The organism is Actinoplanes sp. CA-051413 (genome assembly GCF_050955795.1).
Classification (GTDB): Bacteria; Actinomycetota; Actinomycetes; order Mycobacteriales; family Micromonosporaceae; genus Actinoplanes.
On record NZ_CP192100.1, the window covers coordinates 4394213 to 4417736 of the forward strand.

General features: G+C 73.4%; 11 protein-coding genes (1 of these 11 only partly in view). 7 read left to right on the forward strand and 4 right to left on the reverse strand.

Annotation, left to right across the window (positions count from 1 at the left end; all coding sequences use genetic code 11):
- The 3 genes in view from ACQP2Y_RS20380 to ACQP2Y_RS20390 are tightly spaced (at most 30 nt apart) and all read left to right on the forward strand, a layout consistent with a single transcriptional unit that may run on beyond the window.
- Positions 1–14900, forward strand: partial view of a non-ribosomal peptide synthase/polyketide synthase gene (locus tag ACQP2Y_RS20380; RefSeq protein WP_433730545.1) — the 3' portion only. The gene continues 5113 nt to the left of window position 1, outside the view; the window shows 14900 of its 20013 coding nt (coding positions 5114–20013); the start codon falls outside the window, past its left edge; the stop codon is at positions 14898–14900.
- On the forward strand, positions 14897–16117 hold the full coding sequence (locus ACQP2Y_RS20385) for an MFS transporter (RefSeq protein ID WP_433730547.1): 1221 nt from the start codon (positions 14897–14899) through the stop codon (positions 16115–16117). The genes ACQP2Y_RS20380 and ACQP2Y_RS20385 overlap by 4 nt, the downstream gene beginning before the upstream one ends.
- Before the next feature lie 30 nt (positions 16118–16147).
- Positions 16148–16354, forward strand: a complete 207-nt coding sequence (locus ACQP2Y_RS20390; protein WP_433730549.1) for an MbtH family protein — start codon at positions 16148–16150, stop codon at positions 16352–16354.
- A gap of 43 nt (positions 16355–16397) precedes the next feature.
- Here the strand turns inward: ACQP2Y_RS20390 and ACQP2Y_RS20395 are convergent, their stop codons facing one another.
- Positions 16398–17135 carry a VOC family protein gene (locus ACQP2Y_RS20395; RefSeq protein WP_433730551.1) on the reverse strand — a complete coding sequence of 246 codons (738 nt, stop codon included), beginning with the start codon at positions 17133–17135 and terminating at the stop codon, positions 16398–16400.
- Positions 17136–17304: 169 nt separating this feature from the next.
- Between ACQP2Y_RS20395 and ACQP2Y_RS20400 the strand changes: the two genes are divergently transcribed.
- From ACQP2Y_RS20400 to ACQP2Y_RS20415, 4 genes are read left to right on the forward strand one after another with little or no spacing between them, the layout of a single operon-like run.
- A complete protein-coding gene (locus ACQP2Y_RS20400) occupies positions 17305–18867 on the forward strand; it encodes a GGDEF domain-containing protein (RefSeq protein ID WP_433730553.1) in 1563 nt (520 codons plus the stop codon).
- 52 nt (positions 18868–18919) lie between these two features.
- A complete protein-coding gene (locus ACQP2Y_RS20405; RefSeq protein WP_433730555.1) occupies positions 18920–19639 on the forward strand; it encodes a hypothetical protein in 720 nt (239 codons plus the stop codon).
- Between the two features lie 4 nt (positions 19640–19643).
- Entirely contained in the window at positions 19644–19820 is a 177-nt protein-coding gene (locus tag ACQP2Y_RS20410; protein WP_433730557.1) for a hypothetical protein, read from the forward strand.
- Between the two features lie 42 nt (positions 19821–19862).
- Entirely contained in the window at positions 19863–20615 is a 753-nt protein-coding gene (locus ACQP2Y_RS20415) for a ZIP family metal transporter (protein ID WP_433730559.1), read from the forward strand.
- 13 nt (positions 20616–20628) lie between these two features.
- Here the strand turns inward: ACQP2Y_RS20415 and ACQP2Y_RS20420 are convergent, their stop codons facing one another.
- The 3 genes from ACQP2Y_RS20420 to ACQP2Y_RS20430 form a co-directional block, all read right to left on the reverse strand.
- Positions 20629–21723, reverse strand: a complete 1095-nt coding sequence (locus ACQP2Y_RS20420) for a DICT sensory domain-containing protein (protein ID WP_433730561.1) — start codon at positions 21721–21723, stop codon at positions 20629–20631.
- Positions 21724–21770: 47 nt separating this feature from the next.
- The gene (locus tag ACQP2Y_RS20425; protein ID WP_433730563.1) at positions 21771–22481 is read right to left on the reverse strand and encodes a GAF and ANTAR domain-containing protein; all 711 of its coding nucleotides are present in this window, start codon (positions 22479–22481) and stop codon (positions 21771–21773) included.
- 76 nt (positions 22482–22557) lie between these two features.
- Positions 22558–23439, reverse strand: coding sequence for a S41 family peptidase (locus ACQP2Y_RS20430; RefSeq protein ID WP_433730565.1), 882 nt, complete (start codon positions 23437–23439; stop codon positions 22558–22560).
- Positions 23440–23524 lie beyond the last annotated feature (85 nt).

Below are 23524 nucleotides of genomic sequence, written 5' to 3' on the forward strand. Positions count from 1 at the left end.
CTGAGCAGTACGCGGCCATCGTCCGTGACCGGGCACCCCGCCCGGTACACCGCCGTCCGTTCCGCGACTACCTCGCCTGGCTTGCCGGCCAGGACACCGATCAGGCCGAGCAGTACTGGCGTGGAGTCCTCGCCGGGCTGAGCGCGCCGACCCCGCTGCCCTACGACCGCCAGCCGGTCGAGGCGCACCGCACCGAATCCGCCGAGACCGTCCGGCTGCGGCTGCCCGAGCCGGAGTCCGCCGCGTTGCGGCAAGCCGCGCAGCAGTACGGGCTGACCGTCAACACCGTCGTGCAGGGCGCCTGGGCGTTGCTGCTGTCGCGGTGCAGCGGCGAGAACGACGTCGTGTTCGGCACCACTGTCTCCGGACGTCCGGCTGAGCTGCCGGACGTCGAGTCGATGATCGGCATGTTCATCAACACCGTGCCGACCCGGGTCTCCGTACCGGATGGCGAGCCGGTGGGGGAGTGGCTGCGCAGCCTGCAACAGGCGCAGAGCGAGGCCCGCCGCTTCGACTGGGCCGCCCTGTCGCAACTGCGCGCCTGGAGCGAGGTGCCGGCAGGTACCAACCTGTTCGACAGCGTCGTGGTGTTCGAGAACTACCCGTACGACGAGGCCAGTGTCGCCGCCGGGGAGCTGCGGCTGCGCGAGGTGCGGGCCGGTGACACCACGAACTTCCCGCTGGCGCTGAGTGCGTACCTGGCTGACGGGTTGCGGCTGGAGCTGGCGTACGACCCGCGGCTGTTCGACGCCGCAACCGCGCAAGGTCTTGCCGAACGGCTGCGACTGTTGCTCGGGGCGTTCGCGGCCGATCCGCGGCAGCCGGTGTCCACGTTGGAGTGGGTGACGGCTGACGAGCGGCGGCGGGTGCTGACCGAGTGGAACGCTACCGGTCTTGCCGTACCGGACACGACCTTCCCGGCCGTCTTCGCCGAGCAGGCCCACCGTACCCCGGACGCCACCGCCCTGGTGTTCCGGACCACCCGGCTGACCTTCGCCGAGCTCGACGCCCGGGCCAACCGGCTTGCCCACCTGCTGATCCGGGCCGGAGTGGGCCCGGAGCGCGTCGTCGCCGTCGCGCTGCCGCGCGGCGCCGACAGCGTCGTGGCGATCCTCGCTGTGCTCAAGGCCGGCGGTGTCTACCTGCCCGTCGATCCCACGCTGCCGGCCGAACGGGTTGATCTGCTGTGCCGTGACGCCCGCGCCACCGTCGTGCTGTGCGCGGACGGACAGCTCGCCGCAGACCTGCCCGTGCTCAGGCTCGACACCCGGGCCACCGCTCGCAAGCTCGCCGGCTGCCCCGAGACCTGCCCGAGCGACAACTACAGGACAGGTTCGCTACATCAGGAGAACTCCGCCTACCTCATCTTTACCTCAGGCTCAACAGGTCGACCTAAAGGTGTGCTGGTCGAGCACCGGCAGCTCACCACCCTGTACTACGACCACCTCACCGAGCTGATCGAGCCGGAGAGCCAGGCCGCCGGGCGGCCGCTGACCGTGGCGCTGACGGCGGCGTTCTCCTTCGACACGTCGTGGGAGGGACTGCTGTTCCTGGCCGCCGGCCACCAGCTGCACGTCATCGACGACGACACCCGGCTGGACCCGGACGCGCTCGTCGGCTACATCGCCGAGCACCGCGTCGACCTGCTCGACCTCACCCCGTCGTACGCGCGGCAGCTGGTCCCGGCCGGGCTGCTCGACGACGCCCGGCCGTTCCCGCGAGTGGTCATGGTCGGCGGCGAGGCGACCGAGCCGGACCTCTGGCGTGCCCTCGCGGCCAGTCACGTCACCGGCTACAACTACTACGGGCCCACGGAGTGTGCCGTCGACTCGGTGTCCTGCCGGGTCAGCGACGCCGACCGGCCTGTCATCGGCCGGCCCGGGCGCAACCAGCGTGCGTACGTTCTTGACCGCGGCCTGCGGCCGGTGCCGCCGGGGGTCACCGGTGAGCTGTACATCGCCGGTGATCAGGTCGCTCGCGGCTACCTGGATCGGCCCGGGCTGACTGCCCAGCGGTTCGTCGCTGATCCGTTCGGTACTGCTGGTGCCCGGATGTATCGGACCGGCGACCTGGTTCGCTGGACCGGTGCTGGGCTGCTGGAGTATCTCGGGCGTGCCGACGAGCAGATCAAGATTCGCGGCTTCCGGATCGAACCGGGTGAGATCGAGGCGGCTCTGCTCGCGGATCCGGCGATCGCTGCGGCTGCGGTCGTCGCCCACGAGTCCGCGACCGGTACGCGGCGCCTCGTCGCCTACCTGGTTGCCGCCCCGGCCCTGCAGATCCAGACGACGCAGCTCCCGGCGGCCGACGAGATCCGCTCGCGCCTGAGCCGCACCCTGCCCGACTACCTGATCCCAGCGGCATTCATCGGCGTCGCGAGACTGCCGATGACCAGCAGCGGCAAGCTCGACCGCCGGTCACTGCCCGAGCCCGACTTCGGCACCGGTACGCGCAACGAGCACGTCCCGCCTCGCACCCCGGCGGAGCGGCTCGTGGCCCGGGTCTGGTGCGAGGTCCTCGGGGTCGAGCGGGCCGGCGCCACGGACTCGTTCTTCGAGCTCGGCGGTGACTCGATCCTCAGCATGCGGGTCACCTCGCGGCTGCGGGAGACTTCCGGTGTCCGGGTGTCCCCACGCGCCGTGTTCGCCGCACCGACGCTGGCCGGCCTCGCCGCGCTGCTGGACGGCGGCGCGGGCACCGGTACCGAGAACACCAGGACCATCTCCCGGGTGGACCGGCGCGGCCCGCTGCCACTCTCGTTCGCCCAGCAGCGGCTGTGGTTCCTGGACCAGTTCGCTCCCGGCGGCACGGAGTATGTGTCGCCGCTGACGCTGCGCCTGACCGGATCCCTCAACACCGACGCCCTGAGCGCGGCGCTGACCGCACTGGTGGCCCGGCACGAGTCTCTGCGCACGACCTTCGACACCGTCGACGGCCGCGGGGTGCAGGTGATCGGAGAACCCTATGAGGTGTCGCCCGAGCTACGTGTCCTCAGCAAGCCGAACGAGACCGCGCTGCACGAGCTTTTGGCCGCCGAAGCGAGCCGCCCCTTCGACCTGCGCACCGGCCCGCTCCTGCGGACCCTCCTGGTACGCACCGCCCTCGACGACCACGTCCTCCTTCTGACCCTGCACCACATCATCACCGACGGCTGGTCGGGCGGCATCCTCACCGACGAGCTCACCGAGCTGTACGCAGCCGCCCTCCAAGGCGAACAGGCCACTCTCCCCGCCCTCACCCTCCAGTACGCCGACTTCGCCGTCTGGCAACGCGCCCAGCTCGCCGGCCGTACCGCCGAGACCCAGCTCGACTACTGGCGCGACCAACTCGCCGGCGTCGCCCCGCTGGAGCTACCCACCGACCGCCCCCGCCCGGCAGTCCGCACCTCGGCCGGCGCCATGCACACCTTCACCGTCCCGCCTGAGCTTGCCGGCCAGCTGCACCGCCTCGGCCGAGCCCACGACTGCACCCTCTTCACCACCCTGGTCGCGGCCTGCCAACTCCTGCTGAGCCGCTGGTCCGGGCAGGACGACATCGCCCTCGGCACCGTCACCTCCGGGCGTGAACATCCCAACCTCGACCGGATCGTCGGCTTCTTCGTCAACACCGTCGTGCTGCGCTCGCGGCTAGACGCGCGGCAGCCGTTCACCGAGCTGCTGGCCCAGGCGCGGGAGACCGTACGCGGCGCCTTCGCCCACCAGGACGTGCCGTTCGAACGGCTCGTCGACGAGCTGAGCCCGGTTCGTGACACCAGCCGCAACCCGCTGTTCGACGTGCTGATCGTGCTGCAGAACCTGCCCGGCGACCCGCCCGCGCTGCCCGGGCTGACTGTCGCGGAGCTGCCACCACCCGTGGTCACGGCGAGCCACGACCTGGCCATCGAGTTCGAGGAACGCGACGGGGTGCTGGCCGGCGCCATCGAGTACAACACCGACCTGTTCGACGCCGCCACGATTGCGCGGATGGCCGGGCATCTGGTCGTGCTGCTGGCGGCGCTGGCCGACGACCCGGCCCGGCCGCTCGGCGAGATGGCACTGCTCGCTGACGGCGAACGGCAGGAGATCCTGGAGTACCAGGGGGGTCCGGTGCTGGACGCGCCGGGCGCGACGTTCCCGGAGCTGGTTGCGGCGCAGGCCGCCCGGGTTCCGCAGGCGACCGCCGTGGTGTGTGGTTCCGTGTCGCTGACCTACGCCGAGCTCGACGCGCGGGCGAACCGGCTGGCGCACGTGCTCCTGAGCCGCGGTTGCGGTCCGGAGACGATCGTGGCGGTGGCCTTGCCGCGCAGCGCTGAGCTGGTCGTGGCTGTGCTCGCCGTGTTGCGGGCGGGCGCCGCCTACTTGCCGATCGATCCGGAGCAGCCGACCGCCCGGACCGCGGCCGTGCTGAGCGACGCGGAACCGGTCCTGGTGCTGGCCGCGCCGGACCTCGCCGGTCTACCGGCCGGTCTTGCCGTACTGAACCCGTCCAAGGTGGACGATGTGACCGCAACGCTGGTGCCGCCACTCCCGGTTAACACCGCGTACGTCATCTACACCTCAGGCTCCTCAGGCCGACCCAAGGGTGTGGCGGTGGAGCACCGGCAACTGACCAACCTGCTCGCCCACCACCGCGCCGGGTTCCTCGCCGACTTCGCGCAGCGGCACGGGGATCGGCCGCTGCGGGCGGCACTCGCGGCTTCCTTCACCTTCGACGCTTCACTGGAGGAACTGCTGCTGCTCGCGGGCGGCCACGAGGTGCACGTCATCGAGGACGCCGTCCGGCTCGACTCGGACGCCTTCGCCGGTTACGTCGCCGATCACCGGATCGACCTGGTCGACGTCACCCCGTCGTACGCCCGGCACCTGCTCGCCGCCGGCCTGCTGAGCACCGACCGGCACCGGCCGGGCATCCTGCTGCTCGGCGGCGAGGCCCTCGGCGACGGACTCTGGCAGGACCTGAGCCGAACGCCCGACGTCGCCGCCTACAACATGTACGGCCCCACAGAGTGCACAGTGGACGCTCTCGCCGCGCCGGTCACCGGGTCGGCACAGCCGGTCCTGGGCCGACCGCTGCCCAACATGCGTGCGTACGTGCTCGATGAGCGGCTGTCCCCGGTGCCGGCCGGCGTACCCGGTGAGCTGTACCTCGCCGGTGCCCAGGTGGCCCGCGGCTACCTGCACCGGCCGGGCCGGACAGCGGGACAGTTCCTCGCCGACCCGTACGGACCGGCGGGGGAGCGGATGTACCGCACCGGTGACCGCGCCCGGTGGACGGCCGACGGGACGGTGGAGTTCCTCGGCCGGGCCGACGACCAGGTCAAGATCCGCGGCTTCCGGGTGGAGCCGGGCGAGGTCGAGGCGGCGCTGCTGGCCCGGCCCGGCATCACCGAGGCGGTGGTGGTCGCCCATGCGGACCCGGCTGGTCACCAGCGGCTGGTCGCGTACCTGGTCACCGACGACGGCCGGGACCCGGGCAGCACCGTGCTGCGCTCCTGGCTCAAGCAGTCGCTGCCCGACTACCTGGTCCCCTCGGTGTTCGTGCTGCTGGACCGCTTGCCGGTCACCGCGAGCGGCAAGGTCGACCGGCGGGCGCTGCCGGCCCCGGCCCTGCCGGCCGGTGACGACCGCGAGTACGTCGCCCCGCGCTCCGAGATCGAGCGGCAGCTCGCCGAGATCTGGGCCGGGGTGCTGGGCGCGGACCGTGTCGGTGTCACGGACAACTTCTTCACCCTCGGCGGCGACTCGATCCTGAGCATCCAGGTGGTGTCCCGCGCCCGGCAGGCCGGGCTGCGGGTCAGCTCCAAGGACATCTTCCTGCACCAGAACATCGCCGAGCTGGCGCTGGTGGCCGGCACCGCGACGGCACCCGAGGCGGCACCTGTCGTCGCCGGGCCGGCGCCGCTGACCCCGATCCAGCACTGGTTCCTCGACCACGAGCCGGTCCACCGCAGCCACTTCGCCATGTCGATGCTGATGGACCTGCCTGCCGACGTCGACCGGGCCGCCTTGGCGGTGGCGCTGCACGCGGTGGTCACCCACCACGAGGCGCTGCGGATGCGGCTGCACCACGGGCCCGAGGGCTGGTCCCAGCAGCCGGCCGAGGAGACCGGTGTGCCCCTGGACGTGCATGACCTGTCCGAGCTCAGCGCCGAGGAACTACCGGCGGCGGTGGACCGCCACGCGCTCGACGCCCAGCGCGGCCTCGGCATCGCCAACGGCCCGATGCTGCGCGCCGTGGTGTTCACGTTCGGCCCGGACACATCCACCTCGCCCGAGCACCAGAACGGATCGAACGGCCACGGCCGCGCACCGCGGCTACTGCTCGTCGTGCATCACCTCGTCGTCGACGGTGTGTCCTGGCGGATCCTGCTAGACGATCTGCAGACCGCGTACCGGCAAGCAGCCGGCGGCAGACCAGTCGAGCTGGCCCCGGTCGGCACCGGCTACACCGGTTGGGCGCAGCGGCTCGCCGCGCACGTCGCCGCCGGTGGGCTCGACGACGCCCTGCCGTACTGGACCCGGGCGGTCCGCGAGGCCACGGCCGAGCTCCCGGTCGACCGCCAAGGCGCCAACACCACAGCCACGGCCCGCAACGTGACCGTCCGGCTCTCCCCGGCGGACACCGACGCGCTGCTGCATCAGGTGCCCCCGGTCTACCGCACCCAGGCCAACGATGTGCTGCTCAGCGCCCTGGGCCGGGTGCTCGCCGAGTGGACCGGCCGGGAACGCGTGCTGCTCGCGCTGGAGGGCCACGGCCGTGAGGAACTGTTCGACGATGTCGACACCTCCCGCACGGTCGGTTGGTTCACCGCCGAGTTCCCGGTCTCGCTCAACGTGCCGGCCGGCGATTGGGCGGGGGTGCTCATCGGCGTCAAGGAACAGCTGCGTGCGGTGCCGCACCGCGGTCTCAGCTTCGGTGCGCTGCGCTATCTGAGCCGGGCCGACGGTCCGGGGGCGGCGTTGCGCGGGCTGCCGATGCCGCAGATCTGCTTCAACTACCACGGTCAGTGGGACGTGGACGCCGAGCCGGACGGGCTCTACCGGGCCTGGCACCCCGGTGCCGGGCAGGACGTCGCGCCGGAGAGCAACCGTGGCTACCTGATCGAGATCACCGGCGCGGTCACCGACGGGTGCCTGCAACTCGACTGGACCTACTCGCACGAGGTGCACGACGAGGACACCGTACGCCGGCTGGCCGACGCCATGGTGGCGGCGTTGCGCGACATCGTGGTGCACTGTGCCGGGCCCGGCGCGGGTGGGCGCAGCCCGTCGGATTTCCCGCTCGCCGCCCTGGACCAGGCCGCGGTCGACCGGCTGGCCGGCGACGGCCGCGACGTCGAGGACATCTACCCGTTGACCCCGCTGCAGGCCGGCATGCTGTTCCACAGCCTGGTCGACGCCGGTTCCGGTGCCTACGTGGACCAGGTACGGGTCCGGCTGTCCGGGGTGAGTGACCCGGCCGCGCTGGCCGAAGCCTGGCAGCGGGTCATCGACCGGACGCCGGTGCTGCGCAGCGCCGTGGCCTGGGAAGGGCTGTCCCGGCCCGTGCAGGTGGTGCGGCGCCGGGTGACCGTGCCTGTTGTTCACCTTGACCTGAGCTCCCGGCCAGCGGAGGAACGCGACGCCGAACTCGAGCGACTGTGGGCCGAGGACCGCGCCAGCGGACTGGACCTCACCCGGGCGCCGCTGCTGCGGCTGGCGATCGTCCGGCTCGGCGCCGACGAGGTGCTGCTCAGCTGGAGCTCGCACCACATCATGCTGGACGGCTGGAGCACGGCCGCGGTCTTCGCCGAGGTCTGCGAGCAGTACGCCGCGATCACGTCCGGCCGCGCACCGCAGCTCGCCCCGCGGCGCCCGTTCCGCGACTACCTGTCGTGGCTCGCCGCGCAGGACGCCGCTGAATCACAGCGCTACTGGCGTGGCGTGCTCGCCGGCGTCGAGGCACCGACCCCGCTGCCGTACGACCGCGCGCCGGTCGACACCCACCGCACCGAGTCCTCGCAGTCGCTGCGGCTCGAACTGAGCCCGCCGGAGTCGGCGCTGCTGCACGCCACCGCCCGCGCGAACGGCCTGACCGTGAACACCGTCGTGCAGGGCGCCTGGGCGCTGCTGCTGTCGCACTACAGCGGCGAACGGGACGTGCTGTTCGGCACCACGGTCTCCGGGCGGCCCGCCGAGCTCGCCGGGGTGGAGTCGATGATCGGCATGTTCATCAACACCCTGCCCACCCGCGCGCTCATCAGCGACGACGCAGACCTCGCCGGCTGGCTGCGGGCCCTGCAGATCGAGCAGAGCGAGGCCCGGCGCTACGACTTCGCCTCGCTGGCGGATCTGCGCGCGTGCAGCGACCTGCCGCCCGGCGGCACCGGGCTGTTCGCGAGCATGGTCGCCTTCGAGAACTACCCGATCGACGCGGCGGGGGAGGGGCCGGGACTGCGGGTGGGTGCGGTTGAGGGGATCGACACCACGACGTTCGCTCTCTGTCTGACTGCCTACCTCGACGATCGGCTGCGCTTCGAGCTTGCCTACGATCCCGCGCTGTTCGACGCGAGCACGGTGGCGACGCTCGCCGAGCGGCTGCGCACCCTGCTCGAGGGGATCGCGGCGAACCCGCACCGCACGCCGGACCGGCTGCCGTGGCTGTCCGACGCCGAGTGCGAGCAGGTCCTGGTTTCCTTCAATGCCACGGACCGGCCGACGCCGGCCGGCACGCTGACCGGGCTGCTCGAGGAGCAGGCCGTGCGAACCCCGCACGCGCGAGCGGTGGTGTTCGAGGACGACGAGCTGAGCTACGCCGACCTGGACGCCCGGGCCCGGGAGCTGGCGGCGCGGCTGGTGGCGGCCGGTGCGGGCCCGGAGACGTGCGTGGCCGTCGCGCTGCCGCGCTCGGCCGAGTTGGTGGTGGCGCTGGTGGCCGTGCTGTACGCCGGGGCCGCGTACCTGCCGATCGAGGCGGACCTGCCCGCCGAGCGGGTGGCGTTCATGCTGAGCGACGCCCGGCCGGTGCTGGTGCTGGACCGGCTCGAGACTGTGCGCGCCGGCGCCGGCCTGCCCGAGCCGGCCGCCGGACCGCTGCCCGAGGTGGCCGGCGCGAACCCCGCCTACGTCATCTACACCTCCGGCTCGACGGGCCGGCCCAAGGGAGTGGCGGTGCCGCACGAGGGCATCGTCAACCGGCTGCTGTGGATGCAGCACGAGTACGGTCTGGCCACCGACGACGTGGTCCTGCAGAAGACCCCGGCCGGCTTCGACGTGTCGGTCTGGGAGTTCTTCTGGCCGCTGACCGTCGGCGCCACCCTGGTGGTGGCGCGGCCGGACGGACACCGTGATCCGGCCTACCTCGCGGACGTCATTCAGCGGCACCGGGTGACGACCGTCCACTTCGTACCATCGATGTTGCGGGCTTTCGTGGCCGAGCCGGCCGCCGCGGGCTGCACCGGCCTGCGCAGGGTGATCTGCAGCGGCGAGGCGCTTCCCGGTGACCTCGTCGCGGCGTACCAGCGGGTGCTGGGGGCCGGGCTGCACAACCTGTACGGCCCCACCGAGGCCTCGGTCGACGTGACCTCCTTCGCCTGTCCGCCCGGCTGGGACGCGTCACCGGTGCCGATCGGCCGCCCGGTCTGGAACACCCGCACGTACGTCCTCGACCGCCGGCTGCGCCCGGTGCCGCCCGGCGTACCCGGGGAGCTCTACCTCGCGGGGGTGCAACTGGCCCGCGGCTACTTGCACCGGCCCGGCCTGACCGCCGAACGCTTCCCGGCCGACCCGTACGGCGCCGCTGGGAGCCGGATGTACCGCACCGGCGACGTGGCCCGCTGGACCACCGACGGCCTGCTCGAATACCTGGGCCGCACAGATCACCAGGTGAAGATCCGCGGCCAGCGGATCGAGCTCGGGGAGATCGAGGCGGCGCTCGGTGCCCACCCGGCGGTCCGGGACGTCGCCGTGCTCGCCCGCGAGGACCGGCCCGGCGGACCACGCCTGATCGGCTACCTGGTCCCCGGACCGGAGGCGACCGTGCCGGACACCGTCGAGCTGCGGACGTTCCTGCGGCGGGACCTGCCGGAGCACATGGTTCCCGCGGTGTTCGTCTCCCTCGACCGGCTGCCGCTGACCGCGAGCGGCAAGCTGGACCGCCGGGCCCTGCCTGCACCCGGCGAGGACGGCCTGGTGGCCCCCGGTTACGTCGCGCCGCGCACCGAGGCCGAACAGGTCGTCGCCGCGGCGTGGTCCGAGCTTCTCGGCGTGGCCGAGGTCGGCGCCGAGGACGACTTCTTCGCCCTCGGTGGCGACTCGATCCTCAGCATCGGTCTCACCTCCCGGCTGCGCGAGGCCTTCGGCGTACAGCTGTCACCGCGGGCGATCTTCGACCAGCCCACGGTGGCCGGGCTGGCCGCCGCGCTCACCGTGCCGGCCGGCACCCCCGACACCGCCGGCATCACGCCGCTGCCCCGGGACCGGGCGCTGCCACTCTCCTTCGCCCAGCAGCGCCTGTGGTTCCTGCACGAGTTCGACCCCACCTCCACCGAGTACGTGACCCCGACCGCGGTGCGCCTCACCGGAACCCTGCGCACCGACGCCCTCCGCAGCGCGCTGGACGCCCTCGTGGCCCGGCACGAGTCGCTGCGTACCACCTTCCGGGCCGGCGCCGACGGTGTCGCCGAGCAGGTGATCCAACCGCCGGGACCGGTGCCGCTGGAGGAGCAGCAGCTCGGTGACCCGGCCGCGCTCGGCGAGGTCCTCGCCGCGCACACCGGCCGCCCGTTCGATCTGGCCGCTGGGCCACTGCTGCGGGCGGTTCTGATCCGCCTCGCCGACGACGAGCACGTCCTGCTGCTCGTGCTGCACCACATCGTCACCGACGGCTGGTCGACCGGGGTGATCATGAGCGAGCTGGCGGACCTGTACGCCGACCGGCCCGCGCGCCTGCCGGAGTTGCCGGTGCAGTACGCCGACTTCGCCGCCTGGCAACGCGAACGGCTCACCGGGCCGTTGCTGGACGAGCAGCTCGGCTACTGGCGGGAGACCCTCGCCGGCGTCCCCACTCTGGAGCTGCCGTACGACCGGCCCCGCCCGCCCGTGCACACCCAGCACGGCGCGGTCCACGAGTTCCGGGTCCAGCCGGCCCTCGCCGCGCGGCTGACCGGGCTCGGCCGGCAACACGGCGGCACGCTGTTCACCACCCTGGTGGCTGCCTGCCAGTTGCTGCTCAGCCGCTGGTCCGGCCAGGACGACGTGGCCGTCGGCACGGTCACCTCCGGCCGGGACCGGGCCGAGCTGGAGAGCCTCGTCGGCTTCTTCGTCAACACGGTGGTGCTGCGCACGCTGGTCGACGGCAACGGTTCGTTCGCCGAGCTGCTCGGCCGGGTCCGGCAGACCGTGCTCGGTGCGCTCGCCCACCAGGACGTGCCGTTCGAGCGGCTCGTCGACGAGCTGCGCCCGGCCCGCGACACCAGCCGGACGCCGCTGTTCCAGGTCATGGTGGTGCTGCAGAACCTGCCGGGGGAGGCGCCGGAGCTGCCGGGGCTGCGCACCGAGCCGGTCGAGCTGCCTATGACCGCGGCCGGTTACGACCTGACCGTGGAGTTCGAGGAATCGCCCGCCGGTCTCGACGTGGCCCTGACCTACAACACCGACCTGTTCGACGCCGCCACCGTGACGAGGATGGCCGGCCACCTGACGGCCCTGTTCGAGGCGATCGCCGCCGATCCGGACCGCCCGGTGTCCCGGCTGCCCATGCTGACCGGGCCGGAACGGCAGCACCTGCTGACCGGGCTCAACGACACCGCCCGACCGGTGCCGCCGGCCACTCTCGACCAGCTGTTCGCCGCGCAGGTGGCCCGGACCCCGCACGCCCCGGCCGTGCTGCACGACGACGGCGAGCTCAGCTACGCCGAGCTGGACGACCGGGTCAACCGGCTGGCCCGGCTGCTGATCGAGCGCGGCGCCGGACCGGAATCGATCGTCGCGCTGGTGCTGCCCCGGTCACCGGAGATCGTGGTGGCCCAGCTGGCGGCGGGCCGGGCCGGGGCCGCGTACCTGCCCGTGGACCCGGCTTATCCGGGCGACCGGATCGCCTTCATGCTCGACGACGCCCGTCCGGTCCTCACCGTGACCCGCGCGGACCTGGCGGCGAGCCTGCCGGAGGGACCGGTCCTGATCGTCCTCGACGACCCCGCGGTCGCCGCCGCGCTCGCCGGTCAGCCCACGGCCCGGGTGACCGCCGCGGACCGCCGCGCGCGGCTGGACCCGGCCCACCCGGCGTACGTCATCTACACCTCCGGATCGACCGGCCGCCCCAAGGGGGTCAGCGTCACCCACGCCGGGGTGGCGAGTTTCTCGGCGGCGGAGATCGAGCACTTCGCGGTCCGGCCCGGGGACCGGGTGCTGCAGTTCGCCTCGCCCAGCTTCGACGCCTCGGTGCTGGAGCTGTGCATGGCGCTGCCCGCGGGCGCCGCCCTGGTGGTGCCGCCGCCGGGACCACTGGTCGGCGAGCAGCTGCAGGAGGTACTGGCCGGGCGCCGGGTGACGCACGCCCTGATCCCGCCGGCCGCGCTGGCCACCGTCGGCGAGGCCGAGCTGCCGGACCTCGGCACGCTGATCGTCGGCGGCGACGCCTGCGGGCCCGAGCTGGTCGCCCGCTGGGCGCCGGGCCGTCGCATGATCAACGCGTACGGCCCGACCGAGTCCACGGTGGTCACCTCCTGGACCGGGCCGCTGACCCCGGGCGGGGTGCCGCCGATCGGCCGGCCCATCCCCAACACCCGGGTGTACGTGCTCGACGCCGCCCTGCAACCCGTGCCCGTGGGCGTCGCCGGTGAGCTGTACGTCGCCGGGGCCGGCCTGGCCCGCGGCTACCTGCAACGGCCCGGCCTGACCGCCGAGCGGTTCCTCGCCGATCCGTTCGGTGCCGCCGGGAGCCGGATGTACCGCACCGGTGACCTGGCTCGCTGGACCACCGCCGGGGAGCTGGAGTTCCTCGGCCGGGCCGACGATCAGGTCAAGATCCGCGGATTCCGGATCGAGCCGGGGGAGGTGGAGGCCGCCCTCACCGCCCACCCCGCGGTGGCTCAGGCCGTGGTGATCGCGCGCGAGGACCGGCCGGGCAGCAAGCGCCTGGTCGCGTACGTGGTGCCGCCGGCCGGGGAGTCCGCACCGGGGACCGTGGAGCTGCGCGAGTTCCTCGGCCGGAGCCTGCCCGACTACCTGGTCCCGGCCGCGTTTCTCGCGCTGCCGGCGTTGCCGGTCACCGCGAACGGCAAGCTCGACAAGCGGGCCCTGCCCGCCCCGGACCCGGCCGCCCCGGAACCGGGGGCCGGGTACCTGGCCCCGCGCACCGACACCGAGCGGGCGCTGGCCGGGATCTGGGGTGACGTGCTGGGCCTGGACCGGGTCGGCGTGCACGACAACTTCTTCGACGTGGGCGGCGACTCCATCCTGAGCATCCAGGTGGTCTCCCGGGCCCGGCAGAGCGGCCTGCACCTGACCACCAAGGACCTGTTCCTGCACCAGGACATCGCGGCGCTGGCCGAGGCGGTCACCGTGGTCGGAGCCGGCGACACCGGGCGGGCACCGGTCGCCGGCGAGGTGTCACTGACGCCGATCCAGCGCTGGTTCTTCGACACCCACACCGCCAACCCGCACCACTTCAACCAGGCGGTGATGCTGGAACTGCCGGCCGAGGTGGACGAGGCGGCGCTGGGCGCGGCCCTGACCGCCCTGGTCACCCAGCACGACGCCCTGCGGTCGGTGTTCACCCTTGGTTCCGCCGGGTGGCGCCAGGAGATCGCGCCTCCGGACGACGCCGGGGTGCTGCGCCGGCACAGGCTGCCGGCGGTCGGGGACGAGGAGCAGCAGGCGGCGCTGGAGAAGGTCGCTGAGGACGTGCACGCCTCGTTCGACCTGCACCGGGGCGGGCTGCTGCGGGCCGTGCTGTTCGACCGCGGGGACGGGCGGCGGCCGTACCTGCTGCTGGTCGTGCACCACCTGGTCGTCGACGGGGTGTCCTGGCGGATCCTGCTCGACGACCTGGAGACCGCCTACGGCCAGCTCACCCGGGGCGGACCCGTGGACCTGGGGGCCCGGACGACCTCCGTACAGGAATGGGCGGAGCGGCTGAGCGCGCACGTCGCCGCCGGGGCGTTCGACGGTGAGGTGGACTACTGGGCGGCCGGCGCCGGTGCCGAGGCGCCGCCGCCGCAGGAGGACGCGGAGGCGTCGTCCGCGCCGATGCGGACGGTGTCCGTGGCGCTGAGCGCTGACGACACCGACGCCCTGCTGCGGGTCGCCCCGGGCAGCTACCGGACGCGGATCAACGACGTGCTGCTGGCCGCGCTCGCCTGGGCGCTGTCCCGGTGGAGCGGCCAGGACCGGTTACGCGTCCAGCTGGAAGGCCACGGCCGCGAGGACATCCTCGACGGTGTCGACCTGTCCCGCACGGTCGGCTGGTTCACCACGATGTACCCGGTCGCGCTGGATGTCGGCGCCGGCGCCGGCACCGAGCCGCAGTGGCGCACGCTGATCAAGTCGATCCGCAAGCAGTTGCGGGCGGTGCCGGGTAACGGGCTGGGCTACGGCGCCCTGCGCTACCTCGGTGACGAGCGGTCCCGGAAACTCCTCGGCGGGGACCACCGGGACCCCGAAGTGGTCTTCAACTACCTCGGGCAGTGGGACGCCCGCTCCCAGGAGACCGGGACGACGCTCTACCAGGGGTCGCACCCGGCACCCGGGCAGGACCACGATCCCCGCGACCGCACCGCGCGGGCCCTCGAGGTGGTGGGCTCGGTGCACGGCGGTGAGCTGGAGTTCTCCTGGTACTTCCAGCCCGGCCGGCACGACCCCGCCGCGGTGGAGACGGCGGCCGGGGCCTTCGCCACGGCGTTGCGGGCCATCGCGCACGACTGCCGGCAGGGGCGGGGATGACCGTCCCGCTGTCCCGCAACCGCGACTACCGGCTGTTGTGGCTGAGCCAGGCCTGCGCCGAGTTCGGCCACAACGCCACCACGATCGCGTTCCCGCTGCTGGTGCTGGCGGTGACCGGCTCGACCGCCGCCTCCGGGCTGGTGCTGGGGACGATCGCCACCGCGCAGCTCGTCGCCGGGCTGCCCGCCGGGGCCCTGGCGGACCGGTGGAACCGCAAGCGGGTGCTGCTGGCCTGCGAGGCGGCGCAGGCGGTGGCTGTCGGCAGCCTGGTGGCAGCACTGCTGCTGGACGCGGCCACGGTGGCCCACATGGTCGTGGTGGCGGCGGTGCTGGGCGGCTGCACGGCGCTGTTCGAACCGGCCGAGGACGCGACCCTGGCCGCCGTGGTGCCGGAGGAGCAGCTGTCCGCGGCGGTCGCGTCGAACGGGGCCCGTACCTCGCTCGGGCAGCTCGCCGGCACCGCCGCCGGGGGGTTCCTGTTCGCCGCGGCCCGGGTCCTGCCGTTCGCGGTGGACGCCGTGACCCACCTGGTGTCGTTCGTGGCCCTGGCCTTCCTGCGGGTGCCGCCCCGGGACACTCCGCCGGCGCCGGTGCGCAACCTGGGCCCGGAGATCGTGGCCGGGCTGCGCTGGGCGTGGCAGCACCGGACCATCCGGATCACCACCCTGTACGCGGCGCTGCTCAACCTGTTCTTCAGCGCCTTCTACCTGGTGGTCATCGTGCTCGCCCAGCGCCGCGGCACGCCGCCCGGCGAGATCGGCGTCATGGCCGCGATGCTGGGCGCCGGTGGGGTGGTGGGCGCCCTCGCCGCCCCCTACCTGCAACGGGTGCTCAGCCCGTACGTGTCCATCGCCTCGGTCTTCTGGGTCCTGGCCGTGCTCACCCCGGTGACCGCGCTGGTGCACGGCGGCTACCTGATCGGGGCGATCTTCGCGGGCATGGCCCTGCTGGTCCCGACCGCGAACACCACCATCGTGACGCAGCAGCTGATCAGCACCCCGGACGAGCTGCGGGGCCGGCTCAGCGGCGTGCTCGCTCTGCTCACCGGAGTGGCCGGCGCGGCCGGACCGGTGCTGGGCGGGCTGCTGACGGCGGTGGTGCCCGGCACCACGGCGGTGCTCGTCTGCGCGGCGGGCATCGCGGCGGTGACCGTCTCGGTCACCGTCAGCAAGGTACTGCGCGAGTTTCCCCGGCCCCGGGTCCCGGTGGCCGGGTAGATCGATCCGAGCGAGAAAGAGGGGACAGAGATGGACGAGCACGAACGCTACGAGGTGCTGCGCAACGACGAGGAGCAGTACTCGCTGTGGCCGGTGGGGCTGGACGTGCCGGCGGGCTGGCAGCGGGTCGGCAAGGAGGGCACCCGCGACGAGTGTTCCGGCTACGTCGACGAGGTCTGGACGGACATGCGGCCGCGCACCCTGCGTGAGCAGATGGACGGCTCGGCCAAGGCCTGACGGCACGCGACCGGGCCCGCCACGCCGGCGGGCCCGGGCCGCGTCAGGAGCTCTCCGGTACGGCGCAGAACTCGTTGCCCTCCGGATCGGTCAGCACCCAGTGGCCGCTCTCGTCGTCCGGGGCGCGCACCACGCCCGCGCCCAGCGCCAGCAGGTCGTCCGGGTCGCGGTCGCGCAGCACCACGTGCCAGTGCAGCCGGTTCGCGCCGTCGCGGGCCTCCGGCACCGGATCGAAGACGAAGAAGTCCCACGGGAAGTCGGGGGCGGCCCGGACCACCGCGGCCTCGCCCTCGGCCGCCACCTCACCGCCCAGCACCGCACCCCACCAGCGGGCCTGGGCCCGGGCGTCACGGCACTTCACGACGAGCTCGAAGATGCCCGGGGGCCGGTCGTCCGCCGCCGGGAAGGCGCAGAACTCGTTGCCCTCCGGGTCGGCCAGCACGTACCAGGGGTCGGCGCCCGGCCGGCGCAGCAGCCGGCCGCCCGCCGCGACGATGTGGTCGACATCGGCGCCGGACAGCCGGACGTCGAGGTGCACCCGGCTCTGCTCGGTCGCGAGCCGCCGCACCCGCCGCACCCGGACGATCTCGTTGCGGGGCCGGCCCGGCCCCGGGTCGATGCGCAACGCTGCGGGGCCTTCCTCGCGCACCGGCGCGCCGAGCACCGTGCCCCAGAATCGCGCGATGGCCGGGGGGTCGAGCGCTTGCAGGCTCAGGCCGTGGAATTGTGCTGGCGGCAGCACATACCGGGCGAGGTCGTCGGTCAGGGTCGGTCGAGACATCGTTCCTGACTACCCGTACGCGACGGCGATCGTCAATGTCGCGGGGCGCTTGTCCAGCTAACGGGTGGCGGCACCGGTGGCGCGCGCCCCATTGGCTCAGCTCGGCCCCCGCACGACCGATGAGGTGCCGGAGAAGGTCGGAATCGTGGCACGGGAAACGGTGAGCGGGATGAGCTCTGGGCAGGCACGCCCAGGAGTCGGCACGAGCGGCGGTGCGCCTGACCGGCTGCTGCGCGCCACGGTCGCCGCGACCGTGGCCTGGCTCGTCCTCTACACCGTGCTCACCGCGCTCTGCCAGGACTCGCCGCGAGCGGCGATGTTCGTCGGCGACATCCTCTACCTCGTGCCGCTGATCGCCGGGGTGCTCGTCGCCGGGGTGGCGGTCCGCCGGGAACGGGGCCGGCACCGCACGCTGTGGCAGCTGCTCACCGTGGCGTTCGCGGCCCAGCTCGCGGGCGAGAGCATCTGGGCCGGCTACGACTATCTGACTCCCGACGGGCCACCCGCGCCGTCGGTGGCCGACATCGGCTACCTGCTCTCCTCGACGCTCATGGTGGTGGCGGTCCTGGTCGGCTTCGGCGGAGCCAGCCGGCTGCGGCACCTGCGCGGGCTGCTGGACAGCACGCTGATCATCGTGAGCCTGGGCGCGCTGGGCTGGCAGATGCTGATCAGGCCGCAGCTCTCCGAGGGGATGGCGTTCGCCGACGCGGTCAACATCGCGTACCCGCTGCTGGACGTGGTGCTGCTGGTCTGCCTGGGCATCGTCGGGATGGCCGGGCACAAGTCGGTGCCGTTGACGGTACGGCTCGTCGGCGCCGCCGGGGCCGTCAACGCGGTCAGCGACATCGTCTACACCTACATCGCCACCTTCAGCGACTACGACAGCGGCAGCTGGGTGGACGTCGGCTTCGAGATCGCGGCAGCGCTGTGCTTCCTGGCCGCTGTGGTCGCCGTACGGCGACCGGAGCCGCCCGCCGAGCCGCGGTCCTTCGACCGGGGCATGCCGCTCATGCCGATCCTCATCTCGGTCACCGCCACCTCGGCGCTGGTCGCGTTCGACAAGGTGAGCGCCGGGGCCGTCGGTGATCTCACCTTGATCGTCGTCGCCGTCCTGTTCCTCACGGTCATGCTGCGCCAGTACCTGTTCGCGGCCGATCGTGCCGGTCTGGCCGAGCAGCTCGCCCTGGCCGTGACCGAGCAGCGGCGGCTGGCCGTGACCGACGGTCTGACCGGCCTCTACAACCGCCGCCACCTGATGACGATCGTCGACCGGTTGCGCGGCGCGCCCGCCGGCCGCCCGGTCAGCCTGATGGTCGTCGACCTGGACCACTTCAAGCTCGTCAACGACACCCACGGCCACCTGGCCGGCGACGCGGTGCTGCAGGAGGCGGCGGCCCGCATCACCACCACCGCCCGGGCGAGCGACGTGGTGGCCCGCTACGGCGGCGAGGAGTTCGTGCTGCTGCTGACCGACACCGACGGGGCGGAGGCCGAGCGGCTGGCCGAGCGGGTGCGCCGCCGGCTGCGCGAGACACCGGTCGTGGTGGGTGACGCCGTCATCGCGCTGACCGCCTCGATCGGGGTGGCCAGCTCACCGGACGGCACGGTCCAGCATCTGCTCGAGGCGGCCGACCGGGCGCTCTACCGTGCCAAGGAGCAGGGCCGTGACCGGGTCACGACCGTCGCCGCGCCGGTACGGGAGCCGGTCGCCGTACCGGGACCGACCGGCTGACCGGAGCCACACTTCGGCCGGCACCGAACCGTTGCGGCCGTACCGTTTTGCCGTGCAACAGATCACCGGCCGCGAGGCCGCAGTCGCCGTCCTGAACGACCCTCGATTCGTGGTGCCGCCCGTGCCGCCCGGCGCGAGCGGGATCGCCTGGCTGCGGGCCACGGTCGGCCGGTTCAGCTCGGGTCCGGCCCACGACCGCCGGCGGGCTCTGGCCGTCGCTGTTCTCGACGCCGTGCCTCCCGCGACGCTGCGCACCGGCGGCGGGCATCCGGTGACCGTACTCGCCCGGGCCCTGGGCATCGCGGAGCCGGTCATGGACCTGGTGCGTGACGTGGCGCAGGCCTACCAACCGGGCACCGGCGACGAGAGCCGGGCCGACGCGGCGGTCGACCGGCTGGTGACGATCCTCGGCGGCAGACACGACGAACCGACCGCGGCGCTGATCGGGGTGCTGACCCAGGCGTGCGACGCGACCGCCACGCTGATCGAGCGGGCCCGGCACCGGCCGGTCGACGAGGTGTTGCACGCCGATCCGCCGGTCCGGGCGACCCGGCGCCAGGCCCAGGTGGCGACCACGGTCGGCCGCGTGACGGTGCAGGCGGGGGAGGTCGTACTGGTCGGTCTGGCCGGGGGACCGGCCTTCGGCGCCGGTCCGCGCCGCTGCCCGGGCTGGGACCATGCCCTGGCCCTCGTCGCCGGAGCCCTCGCGAGGGATTCACCGAGCGTTCACGAGGGAACGCCGGACACCGCACCGGGAACCGGCAGAGACTGACCCGATGATTGTCCTCGAGATAGCGGGGCTGCTCATCCTGGCCACCGCCACCTGGCTGGTCCTCAACCGGCCGCAGTCCGGCTCCGGCGTCCTGCACCGCCGCGTCACCACGACGATGCTGGCGGCCGGCGGCGCGGTGCTCGCGGGCAGTCTCGTCGCCGGGGTCGTGCTGGCGTTCTGACCCGCGGCGTTTGAAGGAGATCGTTGCGGAAACAGTGCGGCGATGCCGGGATGGTTGCAAGCGGGTGGATGGGGACTGCTGGCGGGCTCGGCGCTGCTCGTCGGCGCCGCGGTCGGCTATCTGGCGCGGATCCCGCAGAAGATCATCGCTTCGATCATGGCCTTCGGCGCCGGGGTGCTGCTGTCGGCCGTGTCGTTCGAGCTGGTCGCCGAGGCCTACGCCAGCGGCGGGCTGCTGCCGACCACGCTGGGCGCGATCGCCGGCGCCGTGCTCTACACCGCGGCGAACGTCCTGCTGGCCCGGCGCGGCGCCCGGCACCGCAAACGCTCCGGCGATCAGCAGCCCGCCGAGCAGGACCAGGGCGGATCCGGTACGGCGCTGGCCCTCGGCGCCCTGCTCGACGGCATACCGGAATCGATCGTCATCGGCACCAGCCTGCTCGGCGGCGGCGCGGTCAGCGTGGCCACCGTGGCGGCGGTGTTCATCAGCAACGTGCCCGAGGGCCTGTCCAGCGCCGCCGGGATGCGCCGCGCCGGCCGCTCCCGCACGTACGTCTTCGGGCTGTGGGCCGGGATCGCGGTGATCAGCGGTCTCGCCGCGGTGGCCGGCTACACCCTGCTGGGGGGCGTGGCGCCGAGCATCCTGGCCGCCATCACCGCGCTCGCGGCCGGCGCCATCCTCACCATGATCGCCGACACGATGATCCCCGAGGCCTTCGAGAACACCCACCTGGCCATCGGCCTGATCACCCTGCTCGGCTTCCTGACCGCCTTCGCCCTGTCCCGCGCCGGCTGAGCACCGCGAGCGCTCACTGCGACGGCAGGGTGGCCACGGGGATGCCCTCGCCCACGGCCCAGGTCAGGCCGTCCCGGATGGCGTCCAGCGGCAACGGGCGGTCGCGGGTCACCGCCACCACCACGGTGGCCGTCGGCGGCAGGAACGGGTCGCGCTCGCCCGCCGCGGCCAGCTCGGTGCCGACCCGGTAGGCCAGTTTCACCGCGTCGTCGTACGGCAGCGCGGGCATGACCAGCAGGAAGCTGTCCTCGTCCAGGCGGGTGATCCGGTCGGCCGGGCGCAGCACCGCGGCCAGGACCGCGATCAGGCCCTCGTTGCGCAACGCCAGCGTGCGGCGGCCGGTCTGCTCGGGCAGCACCTGCACCGGGGCCGGGCGGACGCCGAGCAGCGCCACCGGCAGCGTGCCCGAGGCGGTCACCCCGTCGGCTCCTGACCAGCGGCGTACCCCGGCCTCGTCGGTCAGCGCCGCCTGGTGCCGGCCGCCCGGCGTGGCCCCGGCCGCGGGGCTGCGCAGCTTCTGGATCGTGGCGCGGTCACGGTCGGTGCGCTCGGCCAGCAGCCGTACCGCCGCGTCGGCCCGGCCCTCGCCGGGCGTTGCCGGCAGGTGCCGGACGCGCTGCACGACGTCGTCGATCGCGGCGCGCGCGGACGCGGGCAGGCGGTCCGCCAGCGCCTCGCGCAGGCGCAGCACCTCGTGCAGGGCGTCGTCGCGCCGGAAGCGCCAGTCGCCGTCGAACACCCGGCCGGCCTCCAGGGTGGCCGCCGCGGGATCGACCTCCTCGCGGTCGTGAGCGACCAGCACGGCGCCGAAGCGCGGCGTCAGCACCGCGACGGTCCATTCGCGAGCCAGGTCCTCGGACTCGTGCAGCAGCACCGGGTACGGCCCGGCCGACAGCTCCGGCGGGTGGGTGGCGACGACGCCGACCACCGCGACGGCCGCCAGCTTCGCGATCCGTTCGTACACCTCGCGTTCACGCTCGAAGTACGGCAGCCGCTGGAACAGCGCGATGACCACCATGGGCCCGTCCTCGGCGACGGCCAGGGCGGCCTGCTCGATGGCGTGCGAGACAGTCACCAACGTGGACTTGGTCAGGCGTTTCTCGATCATCGGGCCGGACTCTACGGCGGTGGCCGCAGCTCCGCCACCGGTGCGTCTCAGGAGGTGCGGCCGGCCCGGGCGACCAGCGCCGCCGCGATGTCGCGGACCTTACGGTTGCCCTGCCGCGAGACGCCGATGAGGATCTGGATCGCTTCCTCCGGGGTGCACCGCCGCTCGCCCATGATGATGCCCTTGGCCTGCTCGATGACGGCCCGGCTCTCCATCGCCACCCGCATCTGCTGGGCCAGGGTGACCTGCACGTCGTAGACGTGGGCGTTGGCCAGGGCCGCGGCGGCGTACGCGGCGAAGGTCTGGGCGAGCGCGACAGCCTCGTCGTCGAAGGCGTCCGGCGCGGTGGAGTAGACGTTGATCGCCCCCGTGACCCCCTCCTCCACGGGCAGGCCCACGGCCAGGGCGCTGAGCACACCGGCGTCCACGGCCCGGGCGGCCCAGTCGGGCCAGCGGCTCTCGCTCTCGGTGTGCGGGGTGGCCAGGGTCTGCAGGGAGGCTGCGGCGTCCAGGCACGGGCCGTGTCCCCGCCGGTACTGCGCCTCGTCCAGGCTCCGGGCGAGCTCGGCGGTGAAGGCGGCGGTGGCCGGGCCGGTGGCGCGCACGAGGGTCACGGAGACCGCGTCGGCGCCCGGAACGGTGGCCCGGGCCAGCTCCGCGACGATCGTCAGCACGCCGTCGAGGTCCGTCTCGCCGAGCTTGATCCGGCCGAGCCGGGCGAAGGCCTCGGCGGCGGTGGGCCGGTGCGTCTCGGACATCAGCAGTCTCCTCGCCGGCCTCGGTCGGTCAAGGCCACACGCTACCCCTTGACGGTCCCGGCGAAGTTGAACCGGTTCAAGCGTTTTCGGACAGGACCCGGAGGGCAGCCTCCAGGGCGGTCGCGTGCGGCTGGGCGATGTCCGGCAGCACGCCGCTGCCCTCCCAGTTGCCGCCGGTCACCGCGTCGCGGACCTCGGCCTCGGGCAGGAAGCCCAGCACCTGCGGAGTCAGCCGGACCGGCGTGACGTGGTCGGCGGCGCCGCGGGTCGGCTCGCCCACCACGGTCGCGCGTCCCCGGGCCTGCAGGTGATACGCCAGCGCCTCCGCCGAGGAGTATGTCCGAGGGCTGGTCAGGACCAGCAACGGCTGGGTCAGCGCGCTGCCGGGCGGGGAGTCGGTGGTCCACCACTGCCGGCGCCGGTTCCGGTAGAGCACGTCGGACAGGTGCTGGGCGTCGTCACCGAGCAGTGGGCCTGCGACCGCCGCTACGGTGGCCGGGTCACCGCCCCCGTTGCCGCGCAGGTCCAGCACGAGCCGGGTGGAGTCGCGGGCGAGGGTCAGGGCGGCGTCGAGGTACGGCCGGGCGATCGCGTACGGCTCGAGCGCGTCCAGGGTCAGCACGCAGGTGCCGTCGTCCAGTCGCCGGACGGAGGTGACGCCCGCGGCTGTGCGCCGTACGAGTGCGGGGTCCGGCGGCGGCCAGCCGTTCGCCTCGTCGTCGGCCCGCTCCGCACCCGCGGGGTCGAAGTGCAGCTCCAGGTGCCGCGAGTGGCCGTTCGCGCATTTCTGCAGGGCCTGGCAGCCGGCCGCGTCGACCGGCTCGTGGCGGCCGGCGAAGGCGGCCGCGAGGTCGGTGGTGAGCCCGTCGAGCCGGGGCCCCGGTGGCATGAGCCGGCGCAGCCAGCCGGCCAGCACTTCGCTGAGCCCGGCGACGGTCCGGACCTGATCGGTGGACATGATCCGACCGTAGGGCAGAAATCGGCGCTCAGTGGGCCGTCGCGCTCTGCCTTCGGCAGAGAAGCCGGGGGCCGGGCTTTGTGCA

Coding starts and splice junctions, on each gene's coding strand:
- ACQP2Y_RS20385 (WP_433730547.1), top strand. CDS start 14,897: ATGACCGTCCCGCTGTCCCGCAACCGCGACTACCGGCTGTTGTGGCTG.
- ACQP2Y_RS20390 (WP_433730549.1), top strand. CDS start 16,148: ATGGACGAGCACGAACGCTACGAGGTGCTGCGCAACGACGAGGAGCAG.
- ACQP2Y_RS20395 (WP_433730551.1), bottom strand. CDS start 17,135: ATGTCTCGACCGACCCTGACCGACGACCTCGCCCGGTATGTGCTGCCG.
- ACQP2Y_RS20400 (WP_433730553.1), top strand. CDS start 17,305: ATGAGCTCTGGGCAGGCACGCCCAGGAGTCGGCACGAGCGGCGGTGCG.
- ACQP2Y_RS20410 (WP_433730557.1), top strand. CDS start 19,644: ATGATTGTCCTCGAGATAGCGGGGCTGCTCATCCTGGCCACCGCCACC.
- ACQP2Y_RS20415 (WP_433730559.1), top strand. CDS start 19,863: ATGCCGGGATGGTTGCAAGCGGGTGGATGGGGACTGCTGGCGGGCTCG.
- ACQP2Y_RS20420 (WP_433730561.1), bottom strand. CDS start 21,723: ATGATCGAGAAACGCCTGACCAAGTCCACGTTGGTGACTGTCTCGCAC.
- ACQP2Y_RS20425 (WP_433730563.1), bottom strand. CDS start 22,481: ATGTCCGAGACGCACCGGCCCACCGCCGCCGAGGCCTTCGCCCGGCTC.
- ACQP2Y_RS20430 (WP_433730565.1), bottom strand. CDS start 23,439: ATGTCCACCGATCAGGTCCGGACCGTCGCCGGGCTCAGCGAAGTGCTG.